This window comes from Moorena sp. SIO3B2, from assembly GCF_010692525.1.
Lineage (GTDB): Bacteria > Cyanobacteriota > Cyanobacteriia > Cyanobacteriales > Coleofasciculaceae > Moorena > Moorena producens.
On sequence record NZ_JAAHHE010000047.1, the window covers coordinates 13,829 to 38,884 of the forward strand.

Consider the following 25,056-nt stretch of genomic DNA (forward strand, 5'->3'; position numbering starts at 1 on the left):
AAAATCTGCTGCTAGCCCAACCAGCCTTTACAACCAACATTGCCCTTCGCGGAAGCGGGACTAAGTCCGACAAACTTTACTCCCGATCTCAGTTGCACAAAACCCGTGCAATCATGGAGGCTGATTCTAGAAATTACTAGTTATAGAAATTACTAGTTATTAAGCCTCCTATCGTTAACTGACCTAAACTCATCGTCCGATGTCGGCTACCAACAGCTAACCAAAGATTTGTTGATGTGTCAGTTAATGCGGAAATCGCATAATTATTAGTGAATTCACTAATTATGGGCAATTTGCCTGAGCCAATAACTATTTCAATTAATTGCTAGTAGCCTTCCCTTGACAGCAGGGGTTTAGATTGTCGGGTATGGGGTATGGGGAAAATCTGGTGTTAGTGATCCGAGTTTCAAGGGTGGCGTTGTGCCATCTTCTGTTCACACCCCCATCAGCTCTCTCTCCCACTCCCTAAACCCTACACCCTATACCCCACAAGGGAAGGGAAGCGTTTGACCTCACTCAAGGAACCACCCACCACAGCAACACTAACGACTAACTATGGATGCCAAAGTATCGTCCCCATCTAGCTCTAACCACATCTACAGCGACTGGACAGTAACTGAGACCAAATTTGATCCGACTCAATTGCACTACAAGGAAACCGTTTTTACCCTTGGGAATGGTTACCTCAGTACCCGAGGTAGCTTTGAGGAAGGGTATCACGGTGCATGGCCAATGACATTGATTAATGGTGTCTACGACGATGTGCCAGTTGTCTATACTGAACTGGCTAATTGTCCTGATTGGCTACCTATAGTGATAGTTGTAGAAGGTGAACGCTTTCGTCTTGATCAAGGCGAGATCTTGCACTACGAACGTCAACTTGACCTGCATCGAGGCAAGCTAACTCGTGATGTGCGTTGGCGTAGTCCTGGTGGTAAGACTATCGATATCCATGTCGAGCGTTTTGCCAGTATGGCTGATGACCATCTGTTAGCCCTTCGCTGTCAAATCACTCCGGTGGATTTCGATGGCGCCATCGAAATTCAAGCCAGCATCAATGGCTACCCAGATAACCAAGGGGTGCTCCACTGGGAATGGTTGAAACAGGGTCAGATTTCAACGGGAACTAACCAGACATCAGAAGGAGGTATCTGGTTACACGTTCGCACCCGTCATACGGCTATCGAACTGGGTATGGCTTCCCGAGTCAGTGTAAGTGGTGTTGATGATGCCCAAATACAGCTAAAGGGTTGTGAAGGTCACCCCACCTTAGCCACTAGCTTACACGTGCGCTCAGGACAGCTAGTGACCCTGGATAAAGTAATTAGTGTGTTCACATCCCGGGACACCGAAAACCCAGAAAAGGTAGCCCAGGAACACCTGGTCAACCAACCAGATTATCTAACCCTATTCTCTCGACATGAGGCAGCTTGGGATAAGATTTGGCAAGATAGTGATGTTGTCATTGAAGGGGACATCAACGCTCAGATTGCTATACGCTACAATATGTTCCAACTGTTCATTAGTGCTCCTCGTCATGATGACCGGGTGAATATTCCCGCTAAAACCCTTTCTGGTTTTGGCTATCGGGGTCACGTTTTCTGGGACACAGAAATTTTTATGCTGCCGCTGATGATATTAACTCAGCCCCAGATTGCCAAGAATTTGCTGACCTACCGTTACCATACTTTACCTGGGGCAAGGCGTAAAGCTAAGCTTCAGGGCTATCCGGGAGCCGTTTACGCCTGGGAAAGTGCTGACACCGGCGACGAAGTAACCCCTCGCTGGGTTCTCTCTGCTGAGAAGGATGGAGACCCGATCCGAATTTGGTGTGGCGATCGCGAACTCCACATCACTACTGATGTAGTCTATGGTATCTGGAAATATTGGCAGGCTACTGGTGATGATGACTGGGTGGTGCGTTACGGTGCTGAGATTATCCTAGATACAGCGGTATTCTGGGGAACTCGGGTTGAGTGGAATGGTAAACGGGAACGCTATGAACTGCGGGATGTGATTGGTCCGGATGAATACCACGAAGGGGTAGACAACAATGCCTTCACCAACCGCATGGTTCAATGGCACCTAGAGACTGCTCAGTTCGTCCTAGACTGGTTGCGTCGGGAACATCCACAGAAAGCTAAAGAACTGGAAGAAACACTGGAGCTAACCCCAAGCCGAGTTAGTCTGTGGTCTGAAATTATCCGTCGGATGTGGATACCCTATGACCATGAAAGGGACTTAATCGAACAGTGTGAGGGGTTCTTCCAAATTGAAGACATCAACCTCCAAGATTACGAGCCACGTACCCGTTCCATGCAGGCTATCCTTGGCATTGAGGGAGCAAGTAAAAAGCAAGTGCTCAAGCAGCCAGATGTCTTGATGTTGCTATACCTGATGCGGGAGCAGTACGGCGTAACCTCTGAGCCAGAGAAATACCGGGAAATTTTGCAACGAAGTTGGGACTACTATTCTCCTCGCACCGATCACACCTATGGTTCGTCCCTCGGTCCTGCGGTTCACGCCATCCTCGGCTGTGAATTAGGAAAGACAGAGGAAGCTTATGTACACTTTATGCGGGCAGCGATGGTAGACCTCGAAAATGTGCGGCGTAACGCTCATGAAGGAATTCATGGTGCTTCCGGTGGTGGTGTATGGCAAGCTATAATCTTTGGATGCGCTGGGATCAAGTTCACAGACAATGGACCTGTTGCTATTCCCCACTTCCTACCGGGCTGGACACGTCTCAAGTTTAAGCTGCAATGGCGTGGAAAGAAGTACGAGTTTGATCTCAATCCAGAAACCAGTACTCAAACAGCACAATCTGAGGCTACCATCTCCCCAAGTTCTCGACCCCCCGGCTCTCCAGCTCAAATCCAGGGTGTGATTTTTGACTTAGATGGCGTAATCACCGATACCGCAGAATATCATTACCAAGCTTGGCAAAAACTAGCCGATGAAGAGGGTATTCCCTTTAATCGCGAGGCCAACGAAGCACTGCGGGGTCTTTCACGTCGAGAGTCCCTGATGGAACTTTTGAACGGTCGCTCAGCCACAGAAGACCAACTCCAAGAGATGATGGATCGCAAAAATAAGTACTATCTGGAATTGATCAAGAACATCTCTAAGGCTGACTTACTACCTGGAGCTCTAGAGTTACTGATTGAACTCAAGGAAGCTGGTATCAAAGTAGCGATTGGCTCCGGTAGCAAAAATGCCAAGGAAGTTATGGAACGATTGGGTATTAGCGATCGCATTGATTCAATTTCTGACGGCTACAGTGTGACCCGCTCTAAGCCAGCACCAGATCTGTTCTTGCACGCAGCACAGCAGTTGGGATTGGAACCCGCTTATTGTGTAGTAGTAGAAGATGCCGGATCTGGTGTCGAAGCCGCTCTAGCTGCTGGTATGTGGGCTGTAGGACTTGGTCCAGTTGAACGAGTTGGAGCAGCCCACCTGGTGTTACCCAGTCTCGAAGGCATACACTGGAGCAACCTCCACAAACAATTAGCAGGAAATCGTTTAATTCCTTGTTAGGGTATGCATTAACTAACTATTTGGAACTAAATTGGCTGGGTGAAGTCTAATTCACCCAGCCATATTTTTGTGGGTTTTGTCCTGAGTACTGAGTAGCGAGTGCTGCTTAATATAAATCAGTTCCTGTCATTTCTTATTCAGAAATCAATGAACTTGGCAACTCAGGACTTTTCTATTTAATTTTTATGTTTAGAGTGAATTACCACCATTGCTTCCCACCTATAGGTAGACTAGTGGATCTAGTAGTGACCTGCTTTGCAGGGATTTTTCCTTAACTAGATTGAACTAGATTATTTCAAAACGTAGATGGTTTTTCCTACTGGGTTTCACTTTTTGATACTAACAGATTAACCGCACTGAAAAGTGCAGTGGTGGGCTACATTTTCCCCATGAATGTGGGGAGTTTTGCCTCCCGATTTCCTATAATTATCTGGACAAAGCGTTAAGCAATATCAAAACGATTAGACTGCACTGACAGGGGCTGAGGTTGTGCCATTAGCTGACATATGCTGTTCGATCACTTTCTGAAAAGCCGCTTCATAGCCATCAACCATCTTGGGAACGCTGAAAGTCTCTTCCACATACTTACGGCACTCTTCCCGAGACAGTTTAAGAGCCTCTGGAATGGCAGCGTTTATATCCTCAACATTGGCACAGATTATGCCAGTTCTCTTGTCGGCCACCACTTCCGGTACAGAGCCAAAGTTCGTGGCAATCACTGGAGTCCCAACACACATTGACTCAATCATCACCAAACCAAAAGGTTCGGGCCAGGTAATCGGAAAGACGGTCAGGCTGGCTTTGGATAATAATTCCACCTTCTCTTCGTGGCTGACTTCACCCAAGTATTGAATTTGTTTACCGTCGATTTCCGGAGCAATTTCTTGTTCGAAGAATTCCCGGTCAACTACATCAACCTTGCCCGCCATTTTCAAGTTCCAGCCAGTTTCACGGGCAATTCTGATCGCATGATGAGGTCCTTTCTCCTTTGACAAACGACCCAAAAACCCTAAGTAGGGGGGGTCATCGGCTGGTTTTGGATTGAACGGATAATCCTCTATTTTAACACCATTGTAAACGGTGGCAACGTAATTCATCTCTGGTCCGGATGACCGCTGATGATTACTGATGCTAATATGGGGTATGTGGCTGTATCGCGCATAAGCCTTGCTAATATCATGGCCGAAGCGACCATGCATGGTATGAACCACAGGGGTCTTGTACATGTCAATCACCGGAAAGGTAATCATCCCTGTGTGAAAGTGAATTAGGTCAAACTCATCAGCCACCTCGCCAATCTGAGCCAGTTGCAGTAGTTCGTAAACTATTGGTGCCTCTACGGAGGGGTCAAGGCGCAAAGCCTGAGGAGCCACAGACTTTAGTTTAGCCTTAGTGATGGAATCTCCAGACGCAAATAGGGTGACATCGTGACCGCGACGAACTAATTCATCAGTGAGTTGGCTCACAACTAGTTCGATCCCACCATAGCCTGGTGGGGGAACTCTCTCCCATAAGGGGGAAACTTGAGCTATCCGCATATCTATAGTCCTCCAAAAATCTTCTAAATTGGCTTGATTGAGAGCTAGTAAAACTTAAGACGGTGCTCTGATCACAAATAAAAACCGATTCTGCTATCTTACAGAAAGTTTTTAGCTTTTGGGAAGAAGCTAGACCTAATCTATCTACATTCCCCGGGAGTAAGTCAGCACCCTACAGGTGTAGGCAGGTTAATTAATTTAAGTTTTATTTAACTTTATGAAGAAATATTAGCTTATGATAAGTAATCTATCAAGCCCGATGTTGGTAAATTCAGCCAAATCTCCTAAACCTAAGAGGCTAACAACCCACTTGAAAAGTAGACAGGGTGTCGAGTGTAGGGTGACAAGCCTGTAGGGTGAACCAGTGTGGGTCAAGCCGGTATGGGGTGTAGGAAGAGGATTTAGTGAGTCAGGGTAATGGCGATTAGCCGTTCGGGGGGTGGCGTCAGCCCCATCGCAAAATCCTCAAAATTCGTCATTTTTTAGCACTACACAATGTAGTGAGTATTGAGTAGTGAGGAATGTGGGTTTTACGAACTTTAGTCCCACAGCCCACGCCTCCCTTGTGGCGCAGGTAGTACCTAGAGCTAATCTTGCCTCATGAGCTACCTCGTCTGACAAGCTGAGTTAGCTGCTTGATATTCATCAAGCGCATAGTCTGCTGCTCCGGGTCAGCCTTAATCCAGCCCTTACTCTCCAGCTTTTTCATAATTTTGGTAGTATCCTCTACACTGATATCTGTGATGTCAGCTAAGTCTTGATAGCAAATGTTATAGATTTCTGTGCCTTTTTCAGTGATTTCACCGTAATTTTCTGCCAAACCAACTAGAGTATTGACTAAATTAACCGCTGGAGGCTGATACCGATTTTGTAACCGGACATTGCTCTGACGTAACCGCCGCACCATCAGTTGTAACATGCGATGGTGCAACTGGGGATCTTTAAACAGAGTTTGAATAAAGCGTTGCGCAGAAATGGTCAGTAGTCGCACGTTCGACATGGCAACGATATCGGTGGAGCGGGGAGATTCATCAAGAATTGCCATTTCACCAAAAAAGTCACCCCGACCCAAAATTGCCAGTGTGACATCGTTTTCACCGCGTAAGTGTCGCACTTTAACCCAGCCGGAGACAATAAAGTAAACAGCATTACCCCAAGCATCTTCCATGATGATAGCTCGGTCGGTTGGGTACTCATGCTCCACCGCAATGGATTCAAACCATTCTAAGGTTTTTGGGCTAGCTGTATTAAATAGTGGGAAAAGGTCACTATAAGCTTTAGTCTGCATTAGGGTTCTTTAAGCTGAGATTGAAAGTAATGATACACACGCTTTGACGATCTGGAACTGCTTGGAAACTTCCTAGCGTAGCAGTGATGGTGGTTAACCACATTCTATTAAACCAACTCTATTAAACTAACAGGTAAAGGTGAATACTGATGATACTATCAGCTATGGACTGTTGAGTGTTATCGTTCACCAGTTACGTATATAATTTAATTCAACCCTCCCCCACTAAGCTGTCGCCCATTTAAATTTAATAGTTTAGTGGCTGAACCCCTCTGTTGGTAACGAGTGATTTTTCAAATTACATGGGAACTTAAATCTTTGATTGTAGTAGGAGAGTCTTTTTTTTCTAGAGTATGAACCTATGCACTACCAGCAGGTAGTTAGAGCATCCCGAACGTAAAACCCTCTATCAGTTAATTCTGCGACCCAAACAAGTTTACTACCTTTAACCCTAGCTATTCCCATTGTTTTAACCCCAGGTTCAATTTGAAAGTGCATCTATAATAGCAGCAGCCCATCTCAGACCATAATGAAATAGCCCTGTAATAACGGTTACTTTTTTTTAAATATTCAGGTTTTGACGTATTTTTTGCCGTTTCATGAATCCTTTTTTAAGCGATGCAGCGCGGTCTTGGGGAGCCAGTGCGGTCTTGGGGGTTCCCCCCGGAGACGAAACCTTAGACAGGCTCGCCTTTATGGTTGGTAGGTTATGCAAAAAAGGGTTAAAACTTGAGGCGCGACCCCGTAATTTAATTCTTCAAGCGGAAAGCGCGCCTCCATTGATTAAGGCGAGCCTGTCTTACGGTAACTATCGCCAAAGGCGACGCTTGGCCGTAGGCCACGCCAAAGGCGAACGCGAACAAACCATGAGCAACTGGCGTGGTTTCCCCCATGAGCGACTGCATCAAGACAAGGATATTAACCCGTTAATTCACATTTAAAATAAAGAGCAGTTTTTATTTAAAAGTCACTAAAATAACCAAAGGGTTTAGGAAGGTACTGTATTTTAAAATCCTGAATAAGCGGATTTTTTTAAACTTGTGGATCAGAATCTAAATTACAAACATCAGTTTTCAGGGATTTAATAGTCAATTATTTCTGAGTTTTTGTTTCCCTAATGGTATCGACCTTACCATTACTATTTCAGTATATCCGATACACACTGAGAGTGTTAAGATATAAGGAAAAAAAATTAATTGTGTATTGGCTTACCCTTCCTAACTATGCATAGAGTAGCAGAGTAATTACCTCGACCACTTCTTGTTAAAGAAGCTGACGGCCAACAAATTCACACGGACTTTAACTACCGTCCACTAACCTCTATTGAAACACAGTTTCCCTGGTCCGAATCTGACTCTGGTGAGCCTGAGCAATTCTCTGTTTCCTAATTTGGGCAATGGCTTTGACTAGTCTAAAAGGATTAATACCGTGTTCGTTAGCATAGCGTAAGATATCTTGCAGCTCTTCTTCGGTAAAATTAACAGTTGGCTGAGAGTGGGTAGATGGCTGATTTTTGCTATTTTGAGTCATAATCCTGGTGTGCCAATAGGTTGAAGGTTGTAGATGTATCCCTGACTTGCCATAACAGTTGCTTGAAAGATTTTGAACTGAGGTTGTCAGATGGCTGCTCATGGGCAGCTATACCCATTGAGCGGTCAGCTTAAGGGCTACTTTCCTGGGTAAACAGCTATTAGCTCGTTAGCTGTACGGAGATCAGAGCTTAAGTTCAATAGCTAAACCAAAAGCTAAGTTTATACCCAAAGTAAGTATAAGCGTGCAAATGCTCAAGCAATTTGAGATGATTGACTTTAAGTTTGTAATACGGTTTCGATATTCCTTGATAGTTTGGCTTGGATTAGATCGTTTCCCATACTCAGCTGTTAATGACTAACCACTAACGACTAAACTAATGACTATAATCCTAACGAACGATGATGGGATAGATGCTCCCGGAATTAAAGCACTAGAGCAAGCGGTCAACGGTAACGGTAATTTTGTAATTATCGCTCCGGTGGAGCATCATTCAGGCTGTGGCCATCAGGTGACTACATATAAACCGATTCACGTCCAACGTCGGTCAGACTATGAGTATGCAGTCTCTAGTACCCCAGCGGATTGTACTCGCCTTGCAATATCACATATTATACCAGAGGTAAAGTGGGTTCTGTCAGGTATTAATGCTGGCGGTAACTTGGGGGTTGATGTTTACATTTCTGGTACAGTGGCGGCGGTTAGGGAAGCGGCGATACAGGGAATACCAGGTATTGCGATTTCCCAATGGATTAAAAAACCTTGGGTGATTAATTGGGAGGTGGCCAGTCGTTTGACAGCTAGGGTGTTGGCGGATTTGTTGAATCGTCCGATTTATGCTGGTACTTACTGGAATGTGAATTTACCTCACTTGGAACCGGGTTCACCTGAGCCAGAGGTGGTATTTTGTGAACCGAGTACTCAACCGTTACCGACAAAGTATCGTGTGGACGGGGATCACTACTATTATGAGGGGGAGTATAACAAACGCGATCGCGCTCCTGGTACTGATGTGGATGTGTGTTTTTCGGGTAATATTGCTGTGACTCAGTTGCGACTTTAAGGCATCAGGACTTACCCAAAACTGGGCACCAAACGCCCTTAGGTAGTAGGGTGCCCCTACTAGTAGAGTAACTCTCCAAGTCCTGGCAATGCTATTGGTGGTTTGGTTTGGAACCACCAAGGCACAAAGGTAAGCATTCAGTGGTCAGTGGTCAGTGGTCAGTGGTCAGCCGTCAGCGGTCAGTGGTCAGCCGTCAGCCGTCAGCCGTCAGCTTATTTTATTCAAAAGCTGTTCGGTGTAGCTTGGCCAATGGCTGATAGCTGATAGCTGATAGCTGATAGCTGATAGCTGATAGCTGATAGCTGATAGCTGAATACTTACGCACAAAGTACGCGAAGAGGGAATTAATCCATAGCGTGAATCAAAGTTTTTAGTAATTAGTTACCATGCGAATTTTAATCATGGGTGGTACCCGGTTTGTTGGGGTTTATTTAACCAAGGTTTTGGTGGAGATGGGCCATGAGGTGGTGCTGTTCAATCGGGGAAATAAGCCAGCGCCACTGCCAGGAGTCCAACAGATTCATGGCGATCGCAAGGATCCCAATCAGCTCAAGGAAATGTTATCGTCTCAAGAGTTTGATGGAATTTTCGATAATAATGCTCGGGAGTTGAGTGATACTCAACCGTTAGTGGAAATTTTTAAAGACCGGGTGCAGCATTTTGTGTATATGAGTTCCGCTGGGGTGTATTTGAAGTCGGAGCAGTTACCCCATCTCGAAGGAGATCCAGTTGATCCCAATTCTCGCCACAAGGGTAAACATCATACTGAGGCTTACCTACAAGAACTTGGGGTGCCATTTACGGCGATTCGTCCAACTTATATCTATGGTCCCCAAAATTATAATGATGTTGAAGCTTGGTTTTTTGACCGGATTGTTCGCGATCGCACCATTCCCATCCCTGGTAATGGCATGCACATTACTCAGTTAGGTCATTGTCAGGACTTGGCGAGGGCAATGGCGGCAGTATTGGGGAATCCGGAAGCGATTGGGAAAATTTACAATGTGTCCGGGGAACGCTATGTCACCTTTGATGGTTTAGCACGAACCTGTGCTATGGCCTGTGGTAAGTCGGCTTCAGAGGTCAAGCTCGTGCATTATGACCCCAAGCAGTTTGATTTTGGTAAGCGCAAGGCTTTCCCATTTCGATTACAGCACTTTTTTGCTGATATCCATAAGGCTAAGACGGAACTTAACTGGCAACCGGAGTATGATTTGCTTTCGGGACTGAAGGATTCCTTTGAGAATGATTATCTGGCTTCAGGTCGGGATCAAGCTGACGTGGATTTTGCCGTTGATGACCAGATATTAGCGGGTAACAGGTAAACTAAACCAGAGATTAAGGTTAGGACGACCGATAGCCAGAAAAGGACAAGGGATGGGATGATCCAGGTGTCGGGAGTTGGAGCAATTAAAAGTGCGATCGCACTAATTTGGCTGACGGTTTTGAGTTTACCCCAGATATTGGCTCCCTGTATGCTAGCGCTACCGGATAACTTGGGGTTAACTCGCCAACCTGCGATCGCTAACTCCCGTGCCAAAATCAAACAGACTCCCCAAGCGGGTACCTGACCTAGCTCAATTAATGCTAGTAGGGGCGCTAGTACCAAAAATTTATCCACTAACGGGTCAAGGAATTTGCCTAAATCAGTAATTTGGTTCAGTTTACGAGCTAGATAACCATCTAACCAATCCGTTCCAGCAGCAAGGAGAAAGATCCCGAAACTGATCCAGCGGCTTTGGTCAGTTGGGTGATTCAGGAAGTATAGGATAAAGGGCAACCCCAGTAAGCGGGAAAAGGTAATCCAGTTAGGCAGACTCATTCTGGTAATCGGTAATCGGTAATCGGTAATTGGTAATTGGTTACTGACCATATTAATTTTAGGGGCACACGCTGTGCCCCCTTAAGCATTTCGTCTATGGAAGTGAGAACCGACAGAGGAGAGGGAATAAATTTAGTATGTACCTCATCAAACTGAGAACCGCTATAATTCCTCTTCCTCGTTTCCGATTGCCTATTACTGAATTCCCGAAGACATCTAATCAACCATTGCTGGTTCAAGCACGATCAAATTGCCCTGGTCATCAACTGTGATCGGCACAGGTTCGCTGATATCCCCGAGAAAGCTCTCGTCTAGAGCGAAATTACGCCATGACATAAAGTACCAGATCTGATCAGGACCTTGTACCAGTTTCCCGGAATAGAGCCGCTTCACTGAATCAACCCAGAGTGCCATTGGCGCAGAAAATGGTCCTAAAGGATGATCAGCAACCATGTAAAAGGTCCCCGTGAGGTTACTATCAACAAATTCTCCTGGGGGGATTGAGAAGAGCAGATAGTAGCGCCCCTGGATAAGAACCACTTGCGGACATTCCATAGTCCCGAACGTCATAGGCTCAGTTAATGGTGGCAATACTTGCCAATCAATCAGGTTTTGTGAAGTGGCATGAGCAATCACGCCCCGACTTTCGGCAGGACCATAGTTAACGCGACCAGTAATTAAGGCATGAAATTCCCCTGTTTCTGGATCCTGAAACACCCAAGGATCGCGCCAGGCTTCATCGAACCAAAGGTTTTTCTCAGGGTGCTGGAGATCATACTTCTCGTAGTAGCGACTATCAGCCTCGATCACCGGGTTTTTCGGATGTTTTTCCCAGTGGATTAAATCTTTGGAGGTCGCAAGGCTGATGCGTTGGATTTTTCCTTGCTCTTTGCGCTCAGTGCTGGTGTATAGGAGATACCACAGACCATCATGACGAATTACGGAGCCAGTCCAATTAGTGTACTCATCCACGTCACCATAAGCTTCAGGCTTCATAGCATCTGGTAGAATCTGCCAGTGCCGTAAATCCTGAGAAACAGCGTGACCAAATGAAACATGCCAATGTCGGTCTTCTGGATCCGGTAAATCCTTAGAAGCTTGCAAGTAAAATAAGTGATAGTCGGAAATATCTTGAGCTAGCCAGAAGTCCCAGATCCATTTATCTGGGATTTGTAAACTGTGATTAGGAAGCATGAGTTACCTGCTTTTGTGTAAGAGTATTCGTTAGTGAATAACTGTGACTAACTCCCTAGAACAGTTAGCCTCTTTACTAAGGCGTCAACTAGAGAGTAGAAAGTAATAATTCGGTAGTAGGGTAAGGTAAGGAATTTTACTTACCGCTTAATTAGAGCCTATCTAACTAATTGTTGTGTAATTTATAGAAGCAACGCCTAATGATTAAACACTAGTCTATGTATCCAAGCCAATTTTTTTTCCTGAATACATTAAACTAGTGATGAATTACGTACTGAGAGGATTTAAAACTATATCTATACTTTGGACGGGCATAAAGTTTGAGTTTGATTTAGCTATCAGCAAATACGCTCACTGTTGACCGCTCAAAGCATAGTAAAGCATAGTGTCTTAATTGATAAATTACCCTCTAATCAGATAATCAGAGAGTTACTACGTAATTCCTAATATTGATTCAGAATAGGTTAAGGCTATACCATTTAAGCGAGGTCTGTACTCGCTTTTTTACCTATCACTACCAAACTTATTCCAAGATAACAAATAGTGTTGGGGAAATGTCATTGGTAAAATTGCTTATTAATTGGCATCACAATCAAATCTTTAACTTGTGAAGACATAGACAAAGATTTAACTAAGGTGAGATTACTAGGATGTAAGCATTTAGCTATCAGCTATCAGCTATCAGCTCTCAGCTCTCAGCTTTTTAATAAAACGGGTAAGCATTGCTTTAATTTCTGTTACGTTAGCTGACCGCTGACCACTGACCACTGACCACTGACCGCTGAATGCTTACACTAGGACTTACGCAGTTGAAAGGAAAACCCGAAGCCAAACTCGAAGCCAAACCCTAATTTAGGAGCCCAAGGCTTGCGCCCTCTAGATAGGATCTCGGCGTTGCTTAATAATGGAATGATTTTAAGAGTTTTCTGGAATGGGCATGTTTGTGGAATGGGCATCTTGCGTGGAACTGGCATCAAGCCAGTTTCATGCTTATTTTCGAGCGGGCAGGATGCCCACATATTTTCGAGCGGGCAGGATGCCCACTCTACTCCTATTCATTCCTAAATTCAGCAACGCCAGGATCTCAGCCTATATAGCACTACGCATTCAGATTTTTGACATTCCTAAACTCCGAAACCTAGTCCTAGCTTACTTTTGACTTCTGACGCAAGCACCTTGCTGACTTGCGCGTAGCGCTATACTTCGATGCTAAACTTGCATGAGCAACCCTACCGATTAGGCCATCAAACGTGTAACCTTAATGTATTACTAAGTAATACATATCATCAAGGAGAATTGGCGATCGCCAATTCTTGGTCAAATATAAGTATAAATACTTATATTGTCCTCCATATCCCTGGAATTTGATGGATCCTCTTGTCAAACAAATAATACATTGATTAAATAAAATAATATTCCCTTAACAAAACTAAAAATATCTTAAGCAGAAGCTGATGATACAACAACTCGATCAGGGCAGGAGCGACGCTGCGACCTTAGAGCAACTGTTCAACCATGATATCAGCATCCAGACAACGCCTCATCAACCTGCTCCAAGTCAAGCAGCTCTCTCAAAATATCTCCTGCTTTACCTTCAAGGAGGAAAGGATTTAGAGGGAGTGCCTTGGCAGAGAGGGGAAATGGGTGGGGCTATTCTTGATGAAGATTTGTCTGTAATTAAAGACTTAGATGCTGTCTTTCAGCCAGACCGGGACGACTACTGGCGAAGCTCTCGCCTTCTAGCAGGAAGCTTACGGTTGGTAAACGAAAATTCCCTGTATTTCTTTTACGGTGGATCTCCAGACCGTCCTAATTTGCTTCATGAGTATATTGGCTTCTGTAAGGGAATAATTAGGGATAATCACGAGATTGATTGGCAAGCTCCCCAACTGATCGAATTTCTTGATTGGGAGAAATACTACGATTACTCCGACCATCCATTGATGCCAGACCAACGTCACCGCCAGTTGCGCGATCCTTTCCCGATATTTCACGAAGGCAAGTATTGGATGTTTTTATCTGCTGCTGCCAAAACAAATTCCCAACCCAAGAAAGGCTGTATTGGTCTAGCAGTAGCAGATCAACTCGAAGGACCCTATACACTCTTGCCACCAGCCCTGTTTCCTCATTTCATGACCGATGAAGGTGAGCAAGGTCTTTTTTACGAGTGTGAGCGAAGCCAAGTTTACTATAAAGGAGGAATGTGGCACATGTTCTTCTCTGTGATGAAGCAACATGTGAATCCCCGTTGGCTTGAGCAACTTGGTGACGACGCTGCCTCCATTACTCACTCCAGTCTGTACCATTTTGTCTCGCCACAAATCAACGGTCCCTATCAGCCAGCAGGGGTGGTACCGGTTGTGAAAGGATCTTCCGAGTCTAACTTGTATGCGATCAACTTTGAGCGCAATAACCAAGAAGACTTCATTGCCTATGGGTTAAATTTAGAAATGCAGGAACTCGATGTTTCTGGTCAGTGGAAAGTGTTGTGGGACAACGATTATCCAGAAATTAAGAAAGTAAGTCCTTCTGGTCAGCAGAGTGTTGCTGATCCCTCGTCACTATTATATGGACGTGAGGGATACTGTATTTGGGATGCAATTCTATTCAAGCTACCTGCCTAAGGTTAACGAGGTTACCAGGTTAAAGGTTATCTTCTGAACCTTTAACGTAAGCATATGCGCTACGCGCACGCTACGGGAACAGCAGTCAGCGGTCAGCGGTCAGCGGTCAGCTTATTTTATTCAAAAGCACCGATTGCGCTACGCTGTTCGCTGATAGCTGAATGCTTACCCTTTAACCAAACAACCTTTAACCAAACAACCTTTAACTTTCAACCTTTAACTTTCAACCTTTAACCAAACAACATTCAAACTAAACCAATAGCTAATAGCTTACGGTTCCACAATCGAACCCATGAACAAAATTGCGCCAGTTTTATTGTCCCGAACACTACAGAAAAAAGGACGATTAACCACTATATTAAATGGTTGATCTATGCTAATCGAAGTCGAAACAATACCGATAGAAGTAGCAGCGGCTGCTTCAGTGCCTTCTTCATTCACTTCTACAAAGGTTTTGTGCTTGACTTGACTAATGGCTGCTGATTCAGAGGTCAGATTAGAAAAATCAGCGTTATCGGTAAACGCCACATCCATCCCCAAAGCTTTTAAGGAATCGTTGAGTTTAATATCGTATTCAAATTTAAAGCGGGGTAGCCGAATTGACCCATCTCGCGACTTAAACTCTTTCATCCATTGTAGCCAGTTTTCCGCTGTGAGTTGTTGTTTAAATTCTGCCAAGCTGCTACCTTCACGGGGTAAGAAAACATACAAACTCAGCCGTTCTTTACCGTAGGGAATACTTACAGCTTGAAAGGCATCATTTTCATAGTACTTATACTTCCCATACTGATACATCATCGGGTGTTGCTTTTGGGTTAAACCGGAGATATAAAAAGGTTGATTAGAGGTTTTATTCTTATCGAATTCTCTTGTCCAGCTACCTTTGAAATAGATGGCATTGATTAAGAAAAGTAAGTCATCCCCTTGAGTGCGATCGACAATCGTTTTGATTTTGCCGTTTGTGTTGTTTTTGACCCAACGGTTAATTTTTGTGGCAGCCTTGGCACTACTAAAATCAAGTTCTGTGACCTCTGCGTCGTAGAATTCCTGGTTGTTTTTAAGAAATTTGGGCTTGATGTCAATGCCTTGGTTAGCCCACAGGGAGTTGGCAATAGACAGCTCGACATCAGGGTCAGCATTTTCCAAGCTAGCTTTTAAAGCGTTATTCCCCTGGTTGAGTTGATCTAGACTCAATCCCTCTAATTCTAAGACTTTTGCCATAGCCTCTTGAGTCTCACCGCTGGCACCGTTGTAAGCCATGTCTAGGGCAATGGCGATGCTGGTAGGAGAGACAAAAACATTCTTGTTAGTGTCCTGCTTGAGAATTTCTGAGAATAGCTTGAAGCCAAATTTCGTATTAGCGTCTACAAGATTGGTATCTACGTCTAGATTTGGTTGCTGGTTAGCTGAAATTGATTCTTTCGTTGGTTCGGAGTTAGGCAGAGGGTCAAGGGCATTGGTTTTTTCCGACACACACCCCAATATACCTGTAAGCAGGATGCTGACTGCCATAACAGTGGCTATACGACTAAGGATTTGATGGTTCATCTGATCGTCTCCGTTGCTAATACCCTGTTCTAATATGACCATTACAGGAGAATTCGGTTCCATTAGTTACGGTTTTTGCTACGGGTAAGTGGGTAATCCGTAATGGGGAATAACGATATAATCGTGGTGTTTAACAGTAAAAATAACAGTATAAATAACCTGATTTCCAGATAACCAACGTTATCCAGCAGTCATGATTTCATAAGTTGTGAAGGTTTTAAGGGCTCCACACTTCTGGACTTTTCGGTATTTTTTTTGTCCCTCACATACCTCTAGTCTTTCAACTTGGCTTTTCTGTTATCCATAACCAGAAAGCGCTCCACAAAAGGCTAGTTGTATCATAGGTAATTATAGTCAAATTTAGGCAACTATTACCATAACTTACGGATCTTTCAGATTTTTTGCCCTTGACAGCCACAATTTTTATGCTATGATGGAATAATTGGAATAAAAAGTATACTCCTGTTTCTGCTGAGCAACAACCTCAATCACACACAAAACCATACATTAAGCAAACCAGATCAGCAACATCGCATATCTATTATGAAGTTGACTAATAACACACCCTGCCTCCACTAGTATCAGGCTAGTGGAGTTTTTTGGTTGAGATCACCTGATGCTCAGATTGACTAGATCGACCAAAACAAGCAAGTTTATAAAACTTTATATGAAATCACACCAAAAATTGACGTTAAGTAAACACCAAATCATACATGATTGGCCAATAATATTAATTGAGAACACAAAGAGAAAAGCACACCCCGCTAGTCTGGCCGCTAGCGGGGATTTTTTTTACCGGAACTACGGCCAGGAGCCAGACCACTTGACCAGTAAGGCTCAAAACTGGGTAAATTCATCAGGTTGTAAGCATTCAGCTAATGGGCTACGCGCATATGCTTACATCAGGTCTAACCTTTAGCCCCATGTTTGCTTAGAGAAACAGATTCCGAAACGTGTCCAAATAGCTGGCTGCAAGCATACCTGCCAGGAAGCCAAATAAATGTCCTTGCCAGGAGATCCCTGTTTCACCAGGAAATAAACCTCTGAGTGTAAAACCATAGAGACCACCGATAGCGCTAGAACCTATGACTAACAGGGGCTTACCTTCTAAATACCCCTGTGCGATCAGAAAAGCTACATACCCAAAAACTACACCGCTCGCGCCATAAGAGACAGTGTTAGGTGAACCAAGTAGCCATTCAGCCAAACCACCAATCAAGACTATCGCCAAGGTCACGACCCAGAAATCATCGGTTCCTCGTAACAATACCCAACAGCCAAGGAGCGCAAACGGAATAGTGTTTCCGATCAAGTGTTTCCAGTCTTTGTGCAAGAAGGGTGAAAACAAAATACCAACTAGCCCAAGCCAGGTGCGGGGTTGGATACCAAACTTTTCGTTCAGTGCTCCCCCGCATAAGACTAAATTGACAAAACTTACAATCCAGGCGTAAAGAACCAAATCACCCACCGCCTGGAAGTTGTCACCCCAAGCATTTCGGAATTGATTAATCCAATCAAATATACTTGTCATACTTCACCCGGTAGCCTGCACGCTCATATTTATCTTTAATACTATAATTTATATAGCGTTTCTCATAGTAATCAGGTACGTAGGTGCGCTCTTACTTGGCGAATTAAATTCGCCACGGGTCGCACCTCAGGATTTTTTACCTATTCCCTATTCCCTAAAACCCAGTACTTTGTAACTCAACTAATTAAGACTTGCTATATATATAATTGATCATGAGTACCAATTCAAGGTTATCCCAAGGTAATTGGATCATGAGTTTATATTCAGAGTTAATTTTTCCCCGATTTCTGGACTGGGTTATGTCTGACCCGGTCTTAACCAAGTATCGTCAAGAGGTTTTATCTCAGGTGTCTGGGGAAGTATTTGAAATTGGCTTTGGCACAGGATTAAATTTAAAGTATTACCCCAAGCACCTGCAAAAACTTACAACTATTGATGTTAATCCTGGGATGGATTCCGTAGCAAAAAAACGTATTAATCAATCGGAAATTACTGTTGATTTTCGGGTGCTGAATGGGGAAAGTTTACCGATGGCTGACCATAGCTTCGATAGTGTAGTGAGCACCTGGACCTTGTGCAGTATTAGTAAGGTAAATCAGGCTATAGAGGAAATTTATCGGGTGCTCAAACCAGGGGGAAAGTTCTTTTTTATTGAGCATGGCATGAGTGATGAGTCTAAGGTTCAGGTTTGGCAAAATCGCTTGACCCCTGTACAAAAGATTATTGCGGATGGCTGTCATCTCAATCGTAATATCAAACAGCTGGTTGAAAACCATTTCCAGATTCTGAAGTTAGAAGAGTTTTATGAACCAAAATTTCCTAAGATTATGGGCTATATGTATAAGGGTGTGGCTCAGAAGTCTTGTTAGCATTAAGCGGTCAGCGGTCAGCGGTCAGTGGTCAGCCCTCAGCTGAGGTAACTCAGATTAAACCAATGCTTATCTGTTTTATTCAAAACCTGAACGCTAAAACCTGATAGCTGATAGCTGATACGCGACACGCTGATAGCTGATACGCGACACGCTGATAGCTGATAGCTAAAATAGGCACATTAGTTCCAACAGGGAATTAATTATTAGCCTATTAGCTATCTCGATTTAATGCTGAGATTACGGCCTGCTGGCTGACTATCTGATAAATTCCCTTTAAATACTGCATGACACGAGGGTCAGCTCCTCCTAGAGGAATTGTTCCTAAGACATCAAGGACGGTTCCACTATCTGTTGGTGGTGCAATTACCACGAGGGAAGAATCGAGGGGCTGATCGTATTGCCAAAATTGCTGAATATTGACTGAGGTTTCAGGATCGTCGATTGCGGATTCCCCCTCTTCCCTGTTTTGATCAGGGTTTTGATCAGCAGACGTGAGATTTGGAATTGACGATGGCTGCTCTGTGGCCGAAGTTTCTGGTGCTTGACCACTCCGTAATTTACGCAAGGCATCAAGGATTTGTTCTTTGGTGCTTCCCCGCAACTGGAACAAAACAAAGGGGTCTTCGCTGAAGCGATCGCCTAATTCATAGTATACTGCTGCGATATGCTTACAAGGATTTTTGGGATCGGGGCAATTGCATCTGGAACGAACGTCGGAGAGGGTGAAGGGAAATAAACTTAAACCATTGGAAGTAAATACTTCTTCGATATTATGGGGCATTTCTCCTGCTAATAACTGAGCTGAGTAAATTGCTTTACTTGCCAGGGTTTGCACCACATAATTCCAGTCTTCCTCAGTAAAGGGTTCGATGGAAATGGTCAATTCATAGGGCTCCGGAGCAGTTCCTTGAACTTTGGCCACTACTTGTGGTCCTAGAAAGTCAATACTGAGAATGTTGCCTTCTTTGGCATAAATACGTCCCCGTTCCAAACGCTTTTTGAAGCGATAGGAATTGAGTAATTCATTCCAACGTTCTACCCACCATTCTTGGGTTTCGATTTCGTAGTTTGTCATTATTGTAAAGGGAATAGGGAGTAGGGAGTAGGGAGTAGGGAGTAGGGAGTAGGCAACAAATACTTATATTATCACTATAGCTGTTTATAGTCTAATGAGGTACACAATATTGTTTCCCGATTCCCGATTCCCGATTCCCGATTCCCGATTCCCGATTCCCGATTCCCTGCTCCCTAAAACCTAAAACCTAAAACCTAAAACCTAAAAAAATGTACCTCACTAAATTGAAAACCTCTATAACTAAAACTTTGAGACTGGAACTCGTAACACTAATCCTGGATAGATCTGATGAGCATGCTTAATTTGGTGTCGGTTGGCTTCTAATATCCGACGAGACAATCTGCCGTCACCATAAACTTGTTGGGCGATGCTGAAGAGGGTGTCTCCGGGGATGACAGTGTATTGATAGAAACCAAAGTACCGAAGCAGCAAGGCGTTGCCGAAAACAATTGGCACGATTACTTTATTGGTTTCACTGCCGTTTGCTGGTGAGATACTGAAAATTTCAAGGGTACCTTGGGGGGTTGCTGGGACTATTTTCAATGGCAATCCTACCGAGAAGTTAGCGAGGATGCCATTACCGCCAACAGTGAGAAAATTCCGGAATAACTCGGTATCATTATTGTCCCGGACACCGACGTGAATGATGCCTTCAAACCCAGTAGCAATGCCGCAGACACGAATGGGATTTTGACACTCCCCGTCCTAGAAGAACGGGGATTCTTACTTCAACGAGCTGACTTGCTCAACCAGACCGGAATCAGGAAGAGTAGAGGCCAATTCTCCATAAGCGTTCGGATCTATGATCCAGGTTCCTGTGTGCCCCACAGTACCCAAGGCTCTTTTTAGAATATTGATCGCAGCATTATGGTCTCGGTCTAATTCACAACCACACTCACAGACGTGGGTTCTGGTTGATAAAGACTTCTTAACGACCTCGCCACAGTCTGAACAATTTTGGCTGGTATAGGCAGGATTGACTGCTACTGTCTGCCTATTAAACTTTTGGCCAAAATGCTCTAACCATTTTCTAAATTGATACCAACCCGCGTCATTAATAGATTTGGCAAGACAATGATTTTTCACCAGATTTTTAATCCTCAAGTCTTCGTAAGCAACCACATCGTTAGAGTGGATTACGCAACGTGCCGGAGACGAAACCTTAGAAGAGTGCAGCCTTACAACAAAACCTGCCACCTTTGATGCATAGCCTACCAACTATAAAGGCTGCACTCTTCTTGCGGTAACTTCTAACCAGTCTCTTGGCATGTTCTTCACGCTGCCTACTTATTTTGAGGTGTGTCTTACCTAATCTATTTCTGGCTTTTTTACGATTGGATGAGCCTTTCTTTTTGCGAGAAACTCTACGCTGATAAAACTTTAAGCGCTTTTCTCCTTTTCGATAAAACCTAGGGTTTGGCTCTGTGTCTCCTTTTGAGTCTGTATAGAACTCTTTTAGTCCTACATCCAAACCAATGTTGGTATGACTTGGTTCTAAAGACTCTTTGACATCAACCTTTACACAGAACTGAACAGAATAACCATCTGCGCGGCGAACTAACCTAACTCGCTTGATTAGTTTTTGGTCGTAGCGCCACAAGTCCCAAGTCCCCTTGAGTTTGAATTTGCCTATTCCTTTTTTGTCAATAAAGGAGATTGACTTTGTATCAGGGGAAAGCTTCCAGCCAGATGTTTTATATTCAACTGATCTGCAAAACTTTTTGAACTTTGGATAGCCTTTCTTCCCAGGGACTTGTTTTTTACAGTTGCTATAGAACCTAGAAATTGAATTATAAGCCCGTTCCACAGAAGCCTGACATGCATGAGAGTTCAAATCTTTGACAAAAGGAAACTCAGATCTGAGCCACGTATTATGGCGATAAAGGTCTTTTTGTCCTACGCCTTTATTGTCCATCCAATATCGAAGACACTTATTGCGTACAAATTGACCCGTCCTTATCGCATCGTCGATGGCGGCATATTGAGTTTTATTCCCTTTGACTTTGAACTCTAAGACGATCATTTGACGTGGAACAACTTTACGTAAACTGTAGCTCAAAAAAATAAAACTGTCAAGAAAGCCGTCCGTTGTTCGCGCAGCGTGGCCTACGGCCAAGTTACCGTAAGATAGTGGAGCCTTTATGGTCGGCAGGCTATGCGGATGCATGGTTAAAACTTATTGAATAAGGCTCCACAATAAACAGGTTTCTATCCAGCGAAGGACGGGGCTTGAAACCCAAATTTTTTCGTCAACAATGTCGTGGGGTAGGGGCTGACGAACGGAAATGCTAGGTAGACTGTTTCTTGGCTCAGGGGTACTTGTGTAAACCTGTGAGGTTTGGTGGCTAATTTTGCTATTAGTGTTAATTGTCTGAATCATGACTAGCTCCTGTTGGTTAGTTTATCCGGCGAGAAGCCTCATGATTTTAGCGAGGCTTGTTTTGCATTATGGACAATGACATCAAGCTTCAACAGTACCCAATCAGGGTACTTTTTTGTTTGTGAGTAAGCCGTCAGCGGTCAGCGGTCAGCGGTCAGCCGTGAGCTAAAAGCTCACGCTACTTGAGGTGCTTATTTGATTCAAAAGCACCTCAAGTAGTGTGGCCACAGGCCAAGGCTGATAGCTGATAGCTGATAGCTGATAGCTGAATACTTAACTTATTAGGTACATTAAATTTTATTACCCCTACTCCCTATTCCCTACTCCCTACTCCCTGCTCCCTTAAAATAAAAATGCTATAAATGCGTGTTAGAACTCCTACTATTTTACAAATGGAAGCAGTCGAATGCGGAGCCGCTTCCTTAGCTATTATTCTTGCTTACTATAATCGCATTGTCCCGTTAGCTGAACTCCGGATTGAGTGTGGGGTTTCCCGTGATGGCAGCAAAGCTTCTAATGTGATTCTTGCTGCTAGAGGTTACGGAATGGTTGCAGATGGCTTTAAAGCAGAAGACCTAGAACAACTTCAAGAAGTATCTCCCCCCTACATTGTCTTTTGGCAGTTCAATCACTTCCTGGTCGTGGAAGGATTCAGCAAACATTGGGTATTCCTCAATGACCCCGCTACGGGTCCCCGCAGGGTGTCTTGGGAAGAATTTGATGAGGGGTTTACTGGGATTATCCTAGTAATGGAACCGGGACCGGAGTTTAACAAGGGGGGTCGTAAACCTAGTGTTATCTTAGCATTGATTGACCGTTTACAAGGTTCAGTTGGGGCAATTTTATACTGTATTTTGGCAGGATTTCTGTTAGTGCTGCCAGGATTAGCTATCCCAGTGTTCAGTCAGGTGTTTGTGGATGAGATTCTGGTAGAAAATCGCACGGAATGGCTGCGTCCCCTAATTTTGGGGATGATTATTACCACGGTGTTTCAAGGGATTCTGACCCTGCTGCGACTGCGCTATTTACGAAAGCTGAGGATTAAGCTGGCTGTCGGGATGTCCACTCGTTTCCTATGGCATATTCTGAGATTACCTGTGAGATTTTATGCTCAAAGATATGCCGGGGAAATTAGCAATCGTGCCAGTCTGAATAATAAAGTAGGTCAGGTGCTATCTGGACAATTGGCAACTACGGTGATTGATACGGTGATGATATTGTTCTACGCTGTGGTGATGTTGGCCTATGATGGAGTACTGACCTTAATTGGTATCTGTTTTTCCGCCATCAATGGCTTGGCCTTGCAGTGGGTAGCCAGACAGCGGGTGGATGCTAATATGCGCTTAGTCCAAGATTGGGGAAAAGCTGCGGGGGTAAGTATTGCAGCCCTCCAGAGTATGGAAACCTTGAAAGCATCAGCCTTGGAGTCGGATTTCTTTTCCCGCTGGTCTGGTTATTATGCCAAAGCTGCGATCGCTCAGCAAGAGTTGGAAGTCACAAACCAGATGTTGGGGGTTTTGCCCATATTACTTACCTCCTTAACCTCGATGTTGATCTTAGTGGTTGGGGGTTGGCGGGTGATGGATGGAAACCTCAGTATTGGGATGTTGGTGGCGTTTCAAAGTTTGATGATCAGTTTTCAACAACCTGTTAATACCTTGGTAGATTTCGGGAGTACCCTCCAGGAATTAGAAGGGGATTTGAATCGTTTAGATGATGTGTTGGGTAATTCCCTTGATTCGGAAGTGGAGACAAGACAAGTCAAAATTCAAAATTCAAAATTCAAAATTCAAAATGACGTAGACAGTGACATTACTGATTCCCGATTGCAAGGTTATGTGGAGTTACGGGATGTTACTTTTGGTTACTCCCATGTAGACCCGCCCTTGATTGAGAACTTCAGTCTATCCTTGCAACCAGGACAACGGGTTGCTTTAGTTGGTGCTAGTGGTTCGGGGAAATCTACCCTGGCTAAACTGATCTGTGGACTTTATCAACCTTGGGAAGGGGAGATTCTCTTGGATGGGACTCCTAGAAGGGAAATTCCGCGAGAGGTCTTGGCCAGTTCTTTATCTCTGGTGGAACAGGATATCTTTCTGTTTGGCGGGACGGTGCGGGATAATTTGACCTTATGGAATGCTACAGTAACCGATCAGCAATTAGTCCAAGCTTGTCAAGATGCGGTTATCCATGAAGCAGTCATGGCAATTCCGGGGGGATATGACGGGGAATTGCTGGAAGGGGGTGTGAATTTAAGTGGGGGACAGCGACAACGGTTGGAAATTGCCCGGGCATTGGTGAAAAATCCAGCAATTTTGGTGATGGATGAAGCAACGTCTGCTTTAGATGCCCAGACAGAACAAATGATTGTGTCAAATTTGCGATCGCGTCAGTGTAGTTGTATTTTGGTAGCCCACCGCCTGAGTACGATTCGGGATTGTGATCAGATTATTGTGCTGGAAGGGGGTAAGGTAGTGCAGCGGGGAACTCACGAAGAATTGTGGGAGGAAGGGGGAGTTTATCAGCAGTTGATTCGTTCAGAAGGTTGATTGCTTAGGTTACCAATTATTTCTGTTTAACTTAACAGTATGACCTGGATTTTGTTGGTAGTAGTAAACAAGTAGTGATTTTAGCTCCTGTTACCTTGAGCAGACTGTAGCTAAACCACTACATCGTTACCACAGGTGCGACCTGTGGTGAATTTAATTCTTAATCCGGAAAGCGCACCTATACCCTTTTATTTTTTCAGCGTGTTGGACTCAAAGCATTATCCTGTTTTACCAAAAACGATAGGTGTAACTCGTGTTACTCCAGCCCCCCCAACTTAGTCCACCAACTACGCTATCCAATTCCTGTTGTGATAGTTTGGAGGGTTGAGGTTTGGAGGGAGTGATTGGCTCAGTTGCGGGTTCCTGAGATTGCAAATTATTTATTTTTAACTTCATAGTCTGAGCTTGGTTTAGTTTTTTTAATGTGTTGAACTAACCTTAATTAGTTATTTATCATTATTTAATATTTAAGTCAATAGGTATATTTAAGATATTTGGTTGTTCA

At 44.1% G+C, this 25,056-nt stretch carries 20 protein-coding genes; 9 read left to right on the forward strand and 11 right to left on the reverse strand.

What is annotated here, in order from left to right:
* The first annotated feature begins 555 nt into the window (after positions 1–555).
* Complete coding sequence (gene pgmB, locus F6K38_RS13810; protein WP_008185621.1) at positions 556–3,537, forward strand: beta-phosphoglucomutase; 2,982 nt, start codon at positions 556–558, stop codon at positions 3,535–3,537.
* Between the two features lie 461 nt (positions 3,538–3,998).
* Here the strand turns inward: pgmB and F6K38_RS13815 are convergent, their stop codons facing one another.
* Entirely contained in the window at positions 3,999–5,075 is a 1,077-nt protein-coding gene (locus F6K38_RS13815; RefSeq protein ID WP_008185623.1) for a glycosyltransferase family 4 protein, read from the reverse strand.
* A 598-nt stretch (positions 5,076–5,673) separates the two neighbouring features.
* Positions 5,674–6,363 carry a Crp/Fnr family transcriptional regulator gene (locus tag F6K38_RS13820; protein WP_008185625.1) on the reverse strand — a complete coding sequence of 230 codons (690 nt, stop codon included), beginning with the start codon at positions 6,361–6,363 and terminating at the stop codon, positions 5,674–5,676.
* Between the two features lie 599 nt (positions 6,364–6,962).
* Here F6K38_RS13820 and F6K38_RS13825 point away from each other — a divergent pair.
* Positions 6,963–7,304 carry a hypothetical protein gene (locus F6K38_RS13825; protein WP_287313051.1) on the forward strand — a complete coding sequence of 114 codons (342 nt, stop codon included), beginning with the start codon at positions 6,963–6,965 and terminating at the stop codon, positions 7,302–7,304.
* 379 nt (positions 7,305–7,683) lie between these two features.
* Here the strand turns inward: F6K38_RS13825 and F6K38_RS13830 are convergent, their stop codons facing one another.
* On the reverse strand, positions 7,684–7,995 hold the full coding sequence (locus F6K38_RS13830; RefSeq protein ID WP_044493570.1) for a hypothetical protein: 312 nt from the start codon (positions 7,993–7,995) through the stop codon (positions 7,684–7,686).
* A 277-nt stretch (positions 7,996–8,272) separates the two neighbouring features.
* Here F6K38_RS13830 and surE point away from each other — a divergent pair, with 277 nt between their 5' ends.
* The 3 genes from surE to F6K38_RS13845 all read left to right on the forward strand — a co-directional run bounded on the left by surE (position 8,273) and on the right by F6K38_RS13845 (position 10,281).
* Positions 8,273–8,956 (forward strand): 5'/3'-nucleotidase SurE, encoded by a 684-nt coding sequence (surE, locus tag F6K38_RS13835; RefSeq protein WP_287356754.1) that lies wholly within the window; start codon positions 8,273–8,275, stop codon positions 8,954–8,956.
* Positions 8,957–9,058: 102 nt separating this feature from the next.
* Complete coding sequence (locus F6K38_RS13840; protein ID WP_165691854.1) at positions 9,059–9,220, forward strand: hypothetical protein; 162 nt, start codon at positions 9,059–9,061, stop codon at positions 9,218–9,220.
* A 122-nt stretch (positions 9,221–9,342) separates the two neighbouring features.
* A complete protein-coding gene (locus F6K38_RS13845; protein WP_008185637.1) occupies positions 9,343–10,281 on the forward strand; it encodes an NAD-dependent epimerase/dehydratase family protein in 939 nt (312 codons plus the stop codon).
* On the opposite strand, the gene pgsA is transcribed toward F6K38_RS13845, so the two are convergent.
* Positions 10,227–10,778: a CDP-diacylglycerol--glycerol-3-phosphate 3-phosphatidyltransferase gene (pgsA, locus tag F6K38_RS13850; RefSeq protein ID WP_287313054.1), complete on the reverse strand. Its 552-nt coding sequence runs from the start codon at positions 10,776–10,778 to the stop codon at positions 10,227–10,229. The genes F6K38_RS13845 and pgsA overlap by 55 nt on opposite strands.
* 216 nt (positions 10,779–10,994) lie before the next feature.
* Complete coding sequence (locus tag F6K38_RS13855; protein ID WP_287313050.1) at positions 10,995–11,972, reverse strand: glycoside hydrolase family protein; 978 nt, start codon at positions 11,970–11,972, stop codon at positions 10,995–10,997.
* Between the two features lie 1,454 nt (positions 11,973–13,426).
* On the opposite strand from F6K38_RS13855, the gene F6K38_RS13860 reads away from it, so the two are divergent.
* Together F6K38_RS13860 and F6K38_RS13865 are read left to right on the forward strand one after the other, a co-directional pair.
* Positions 13,427–14,596, forward strand: a complete 1,170-nt coding sequence (locus F6K38_RS13860; RefSeq protein WP_008185643.1) for a glycoside hydrolase family protein — start codon at positions 13,427–13,429, stop codon at positions 14,594–14,596.
* Between the two features lie 54 nt (positions 14,597–14,650).
* A complete protein-coding gene (locus F6K38_RS13865; protein ID WP_131827144.1) occupies positions 14,651–14,830 on the forward strand; it encodes a hypothetical protein in 180 nt (59 codons plus the stop codon).
* A gap of 36 nt (positions 14,831–14,866) precedes the next feature.
* Here the strand turns inward: F6K38_RS13865 and F6K38_RS13870 are convergent, their stop codons facing one another.
* The gene (locus F6K38_RS13870; protein ID WP_008185646.1) at positions 14,867–16,207 is read right to left on the reverse strand and encodes a serpin family protein; all 1,341 of its coding nucleotides are present in this window, start codon (positions 16,205–16,207) and stop codon (positions 14,867–14,869) included.
* Positions 16,208–17,075: 868 nt separating this feature from the next.
* A complete protein-coding gene (locus F6K38_RS13875) occupies positions 17,076–17,675 on the reverse strand; it encodes a rhomboid family intramembrane serine protease (RefSeq protein WP_008185649.1) in 600 nt (199 codons plus the stop codon).
* Positions 17,676–17,926: 251 nt separating this feature from the next.
* On the opposite strand from F6K38_RS13875, the gene F6K38_RS13880 reads away from it, so the two are divergent.
* Complete coding sequence (locus F6K38_RS13880) at positions 17,927–18,544, forward strand: class I SAM-dependent methyltransferase (protein ID WP_044493575.1); 618 nt, start codon at positions 17,927–17,929, stop codon at positions 18,542–18,544.
* Positions 18,545–18,758: 214 nt separating this feature from the next.
* Here the strand turns inward: F6K38_RS13880 and F6K38_RS13885 are convergent, their stop codons facing one another.
* From F6K38_RS13885 to F6K38_RS13900, 4 genes are all read right to left on the reverse strand, one after another.
* Positions 18,759–19,622 (reverse strand): SWIM zinc finger family protein, encoded by an 864-nt coding sequence (locus F6K38_RS13885; protein WP_008185658.1) that lies wholly within the window; start codon positions 19,620–19,622, stop codon positions 18,759–18,761.
* Positions 19,623–19,862: 240 nt separating this feature from the next.
* Positions 19,863–20,306, reverse strand: coding sequence for a LysM peptidoglycan-binding domain-containing protein (locus F6K38_RS13890; protein ID WP_267872052.1), 444 nt, complete (start codon positions 20,304–20,306; stop codon positions 19,863–19,865).
* Between the two features lie 39 nt (positions 20,307–20,345).
* On the reverse strand, positions 20,346–20,819 hold the full coding sequence (locus tag F6K38_RS13895) for an RNA-guided endonuclease InsQ/TnpB family protein (RefSeq protein ID WP_229414553.1): 474 nt from the start codon (positions 20,817–20,819) through the stop codon (positions 20,346–20,348).
* Complete coding sequence (locus F6K38_RS13900) at positions 20,785–21,645, reverse strand: RNA-guided endonuclease InsQ/TnpB family protein (RefSeq protein ID WP_044493640.1); 861 nt, start codon at positions 21,643–21,645, stop codon at positions 20,785–20,787. Before F6K38_RS13900 ends, F6K38_RS13895 begins: the two co-directional genes overlap by 35 nt.
* A gap of 719 nt (positions 21,646–22,364) precedes the next feature.
* On the opposite strand from F6K38_RS13900, the gene F6K38_RS13905 reads away from it, so the two are divergent.
* Positions 22,365–24,551, forward strand: coding sequence for an NHLP family bacteriocin export ABC transporter peptidase/permease/ATPase subunit (locus F6K38_RS13905; RefSeq protein ID WP_287356756.1), 2,187 nt, complete (start codon positions 22,365–22,367; stop codon positions 24,549–24,551).
* The last annotated feature ends 505 nt before the right edge of the window (positions 24,552–25,056 follow it).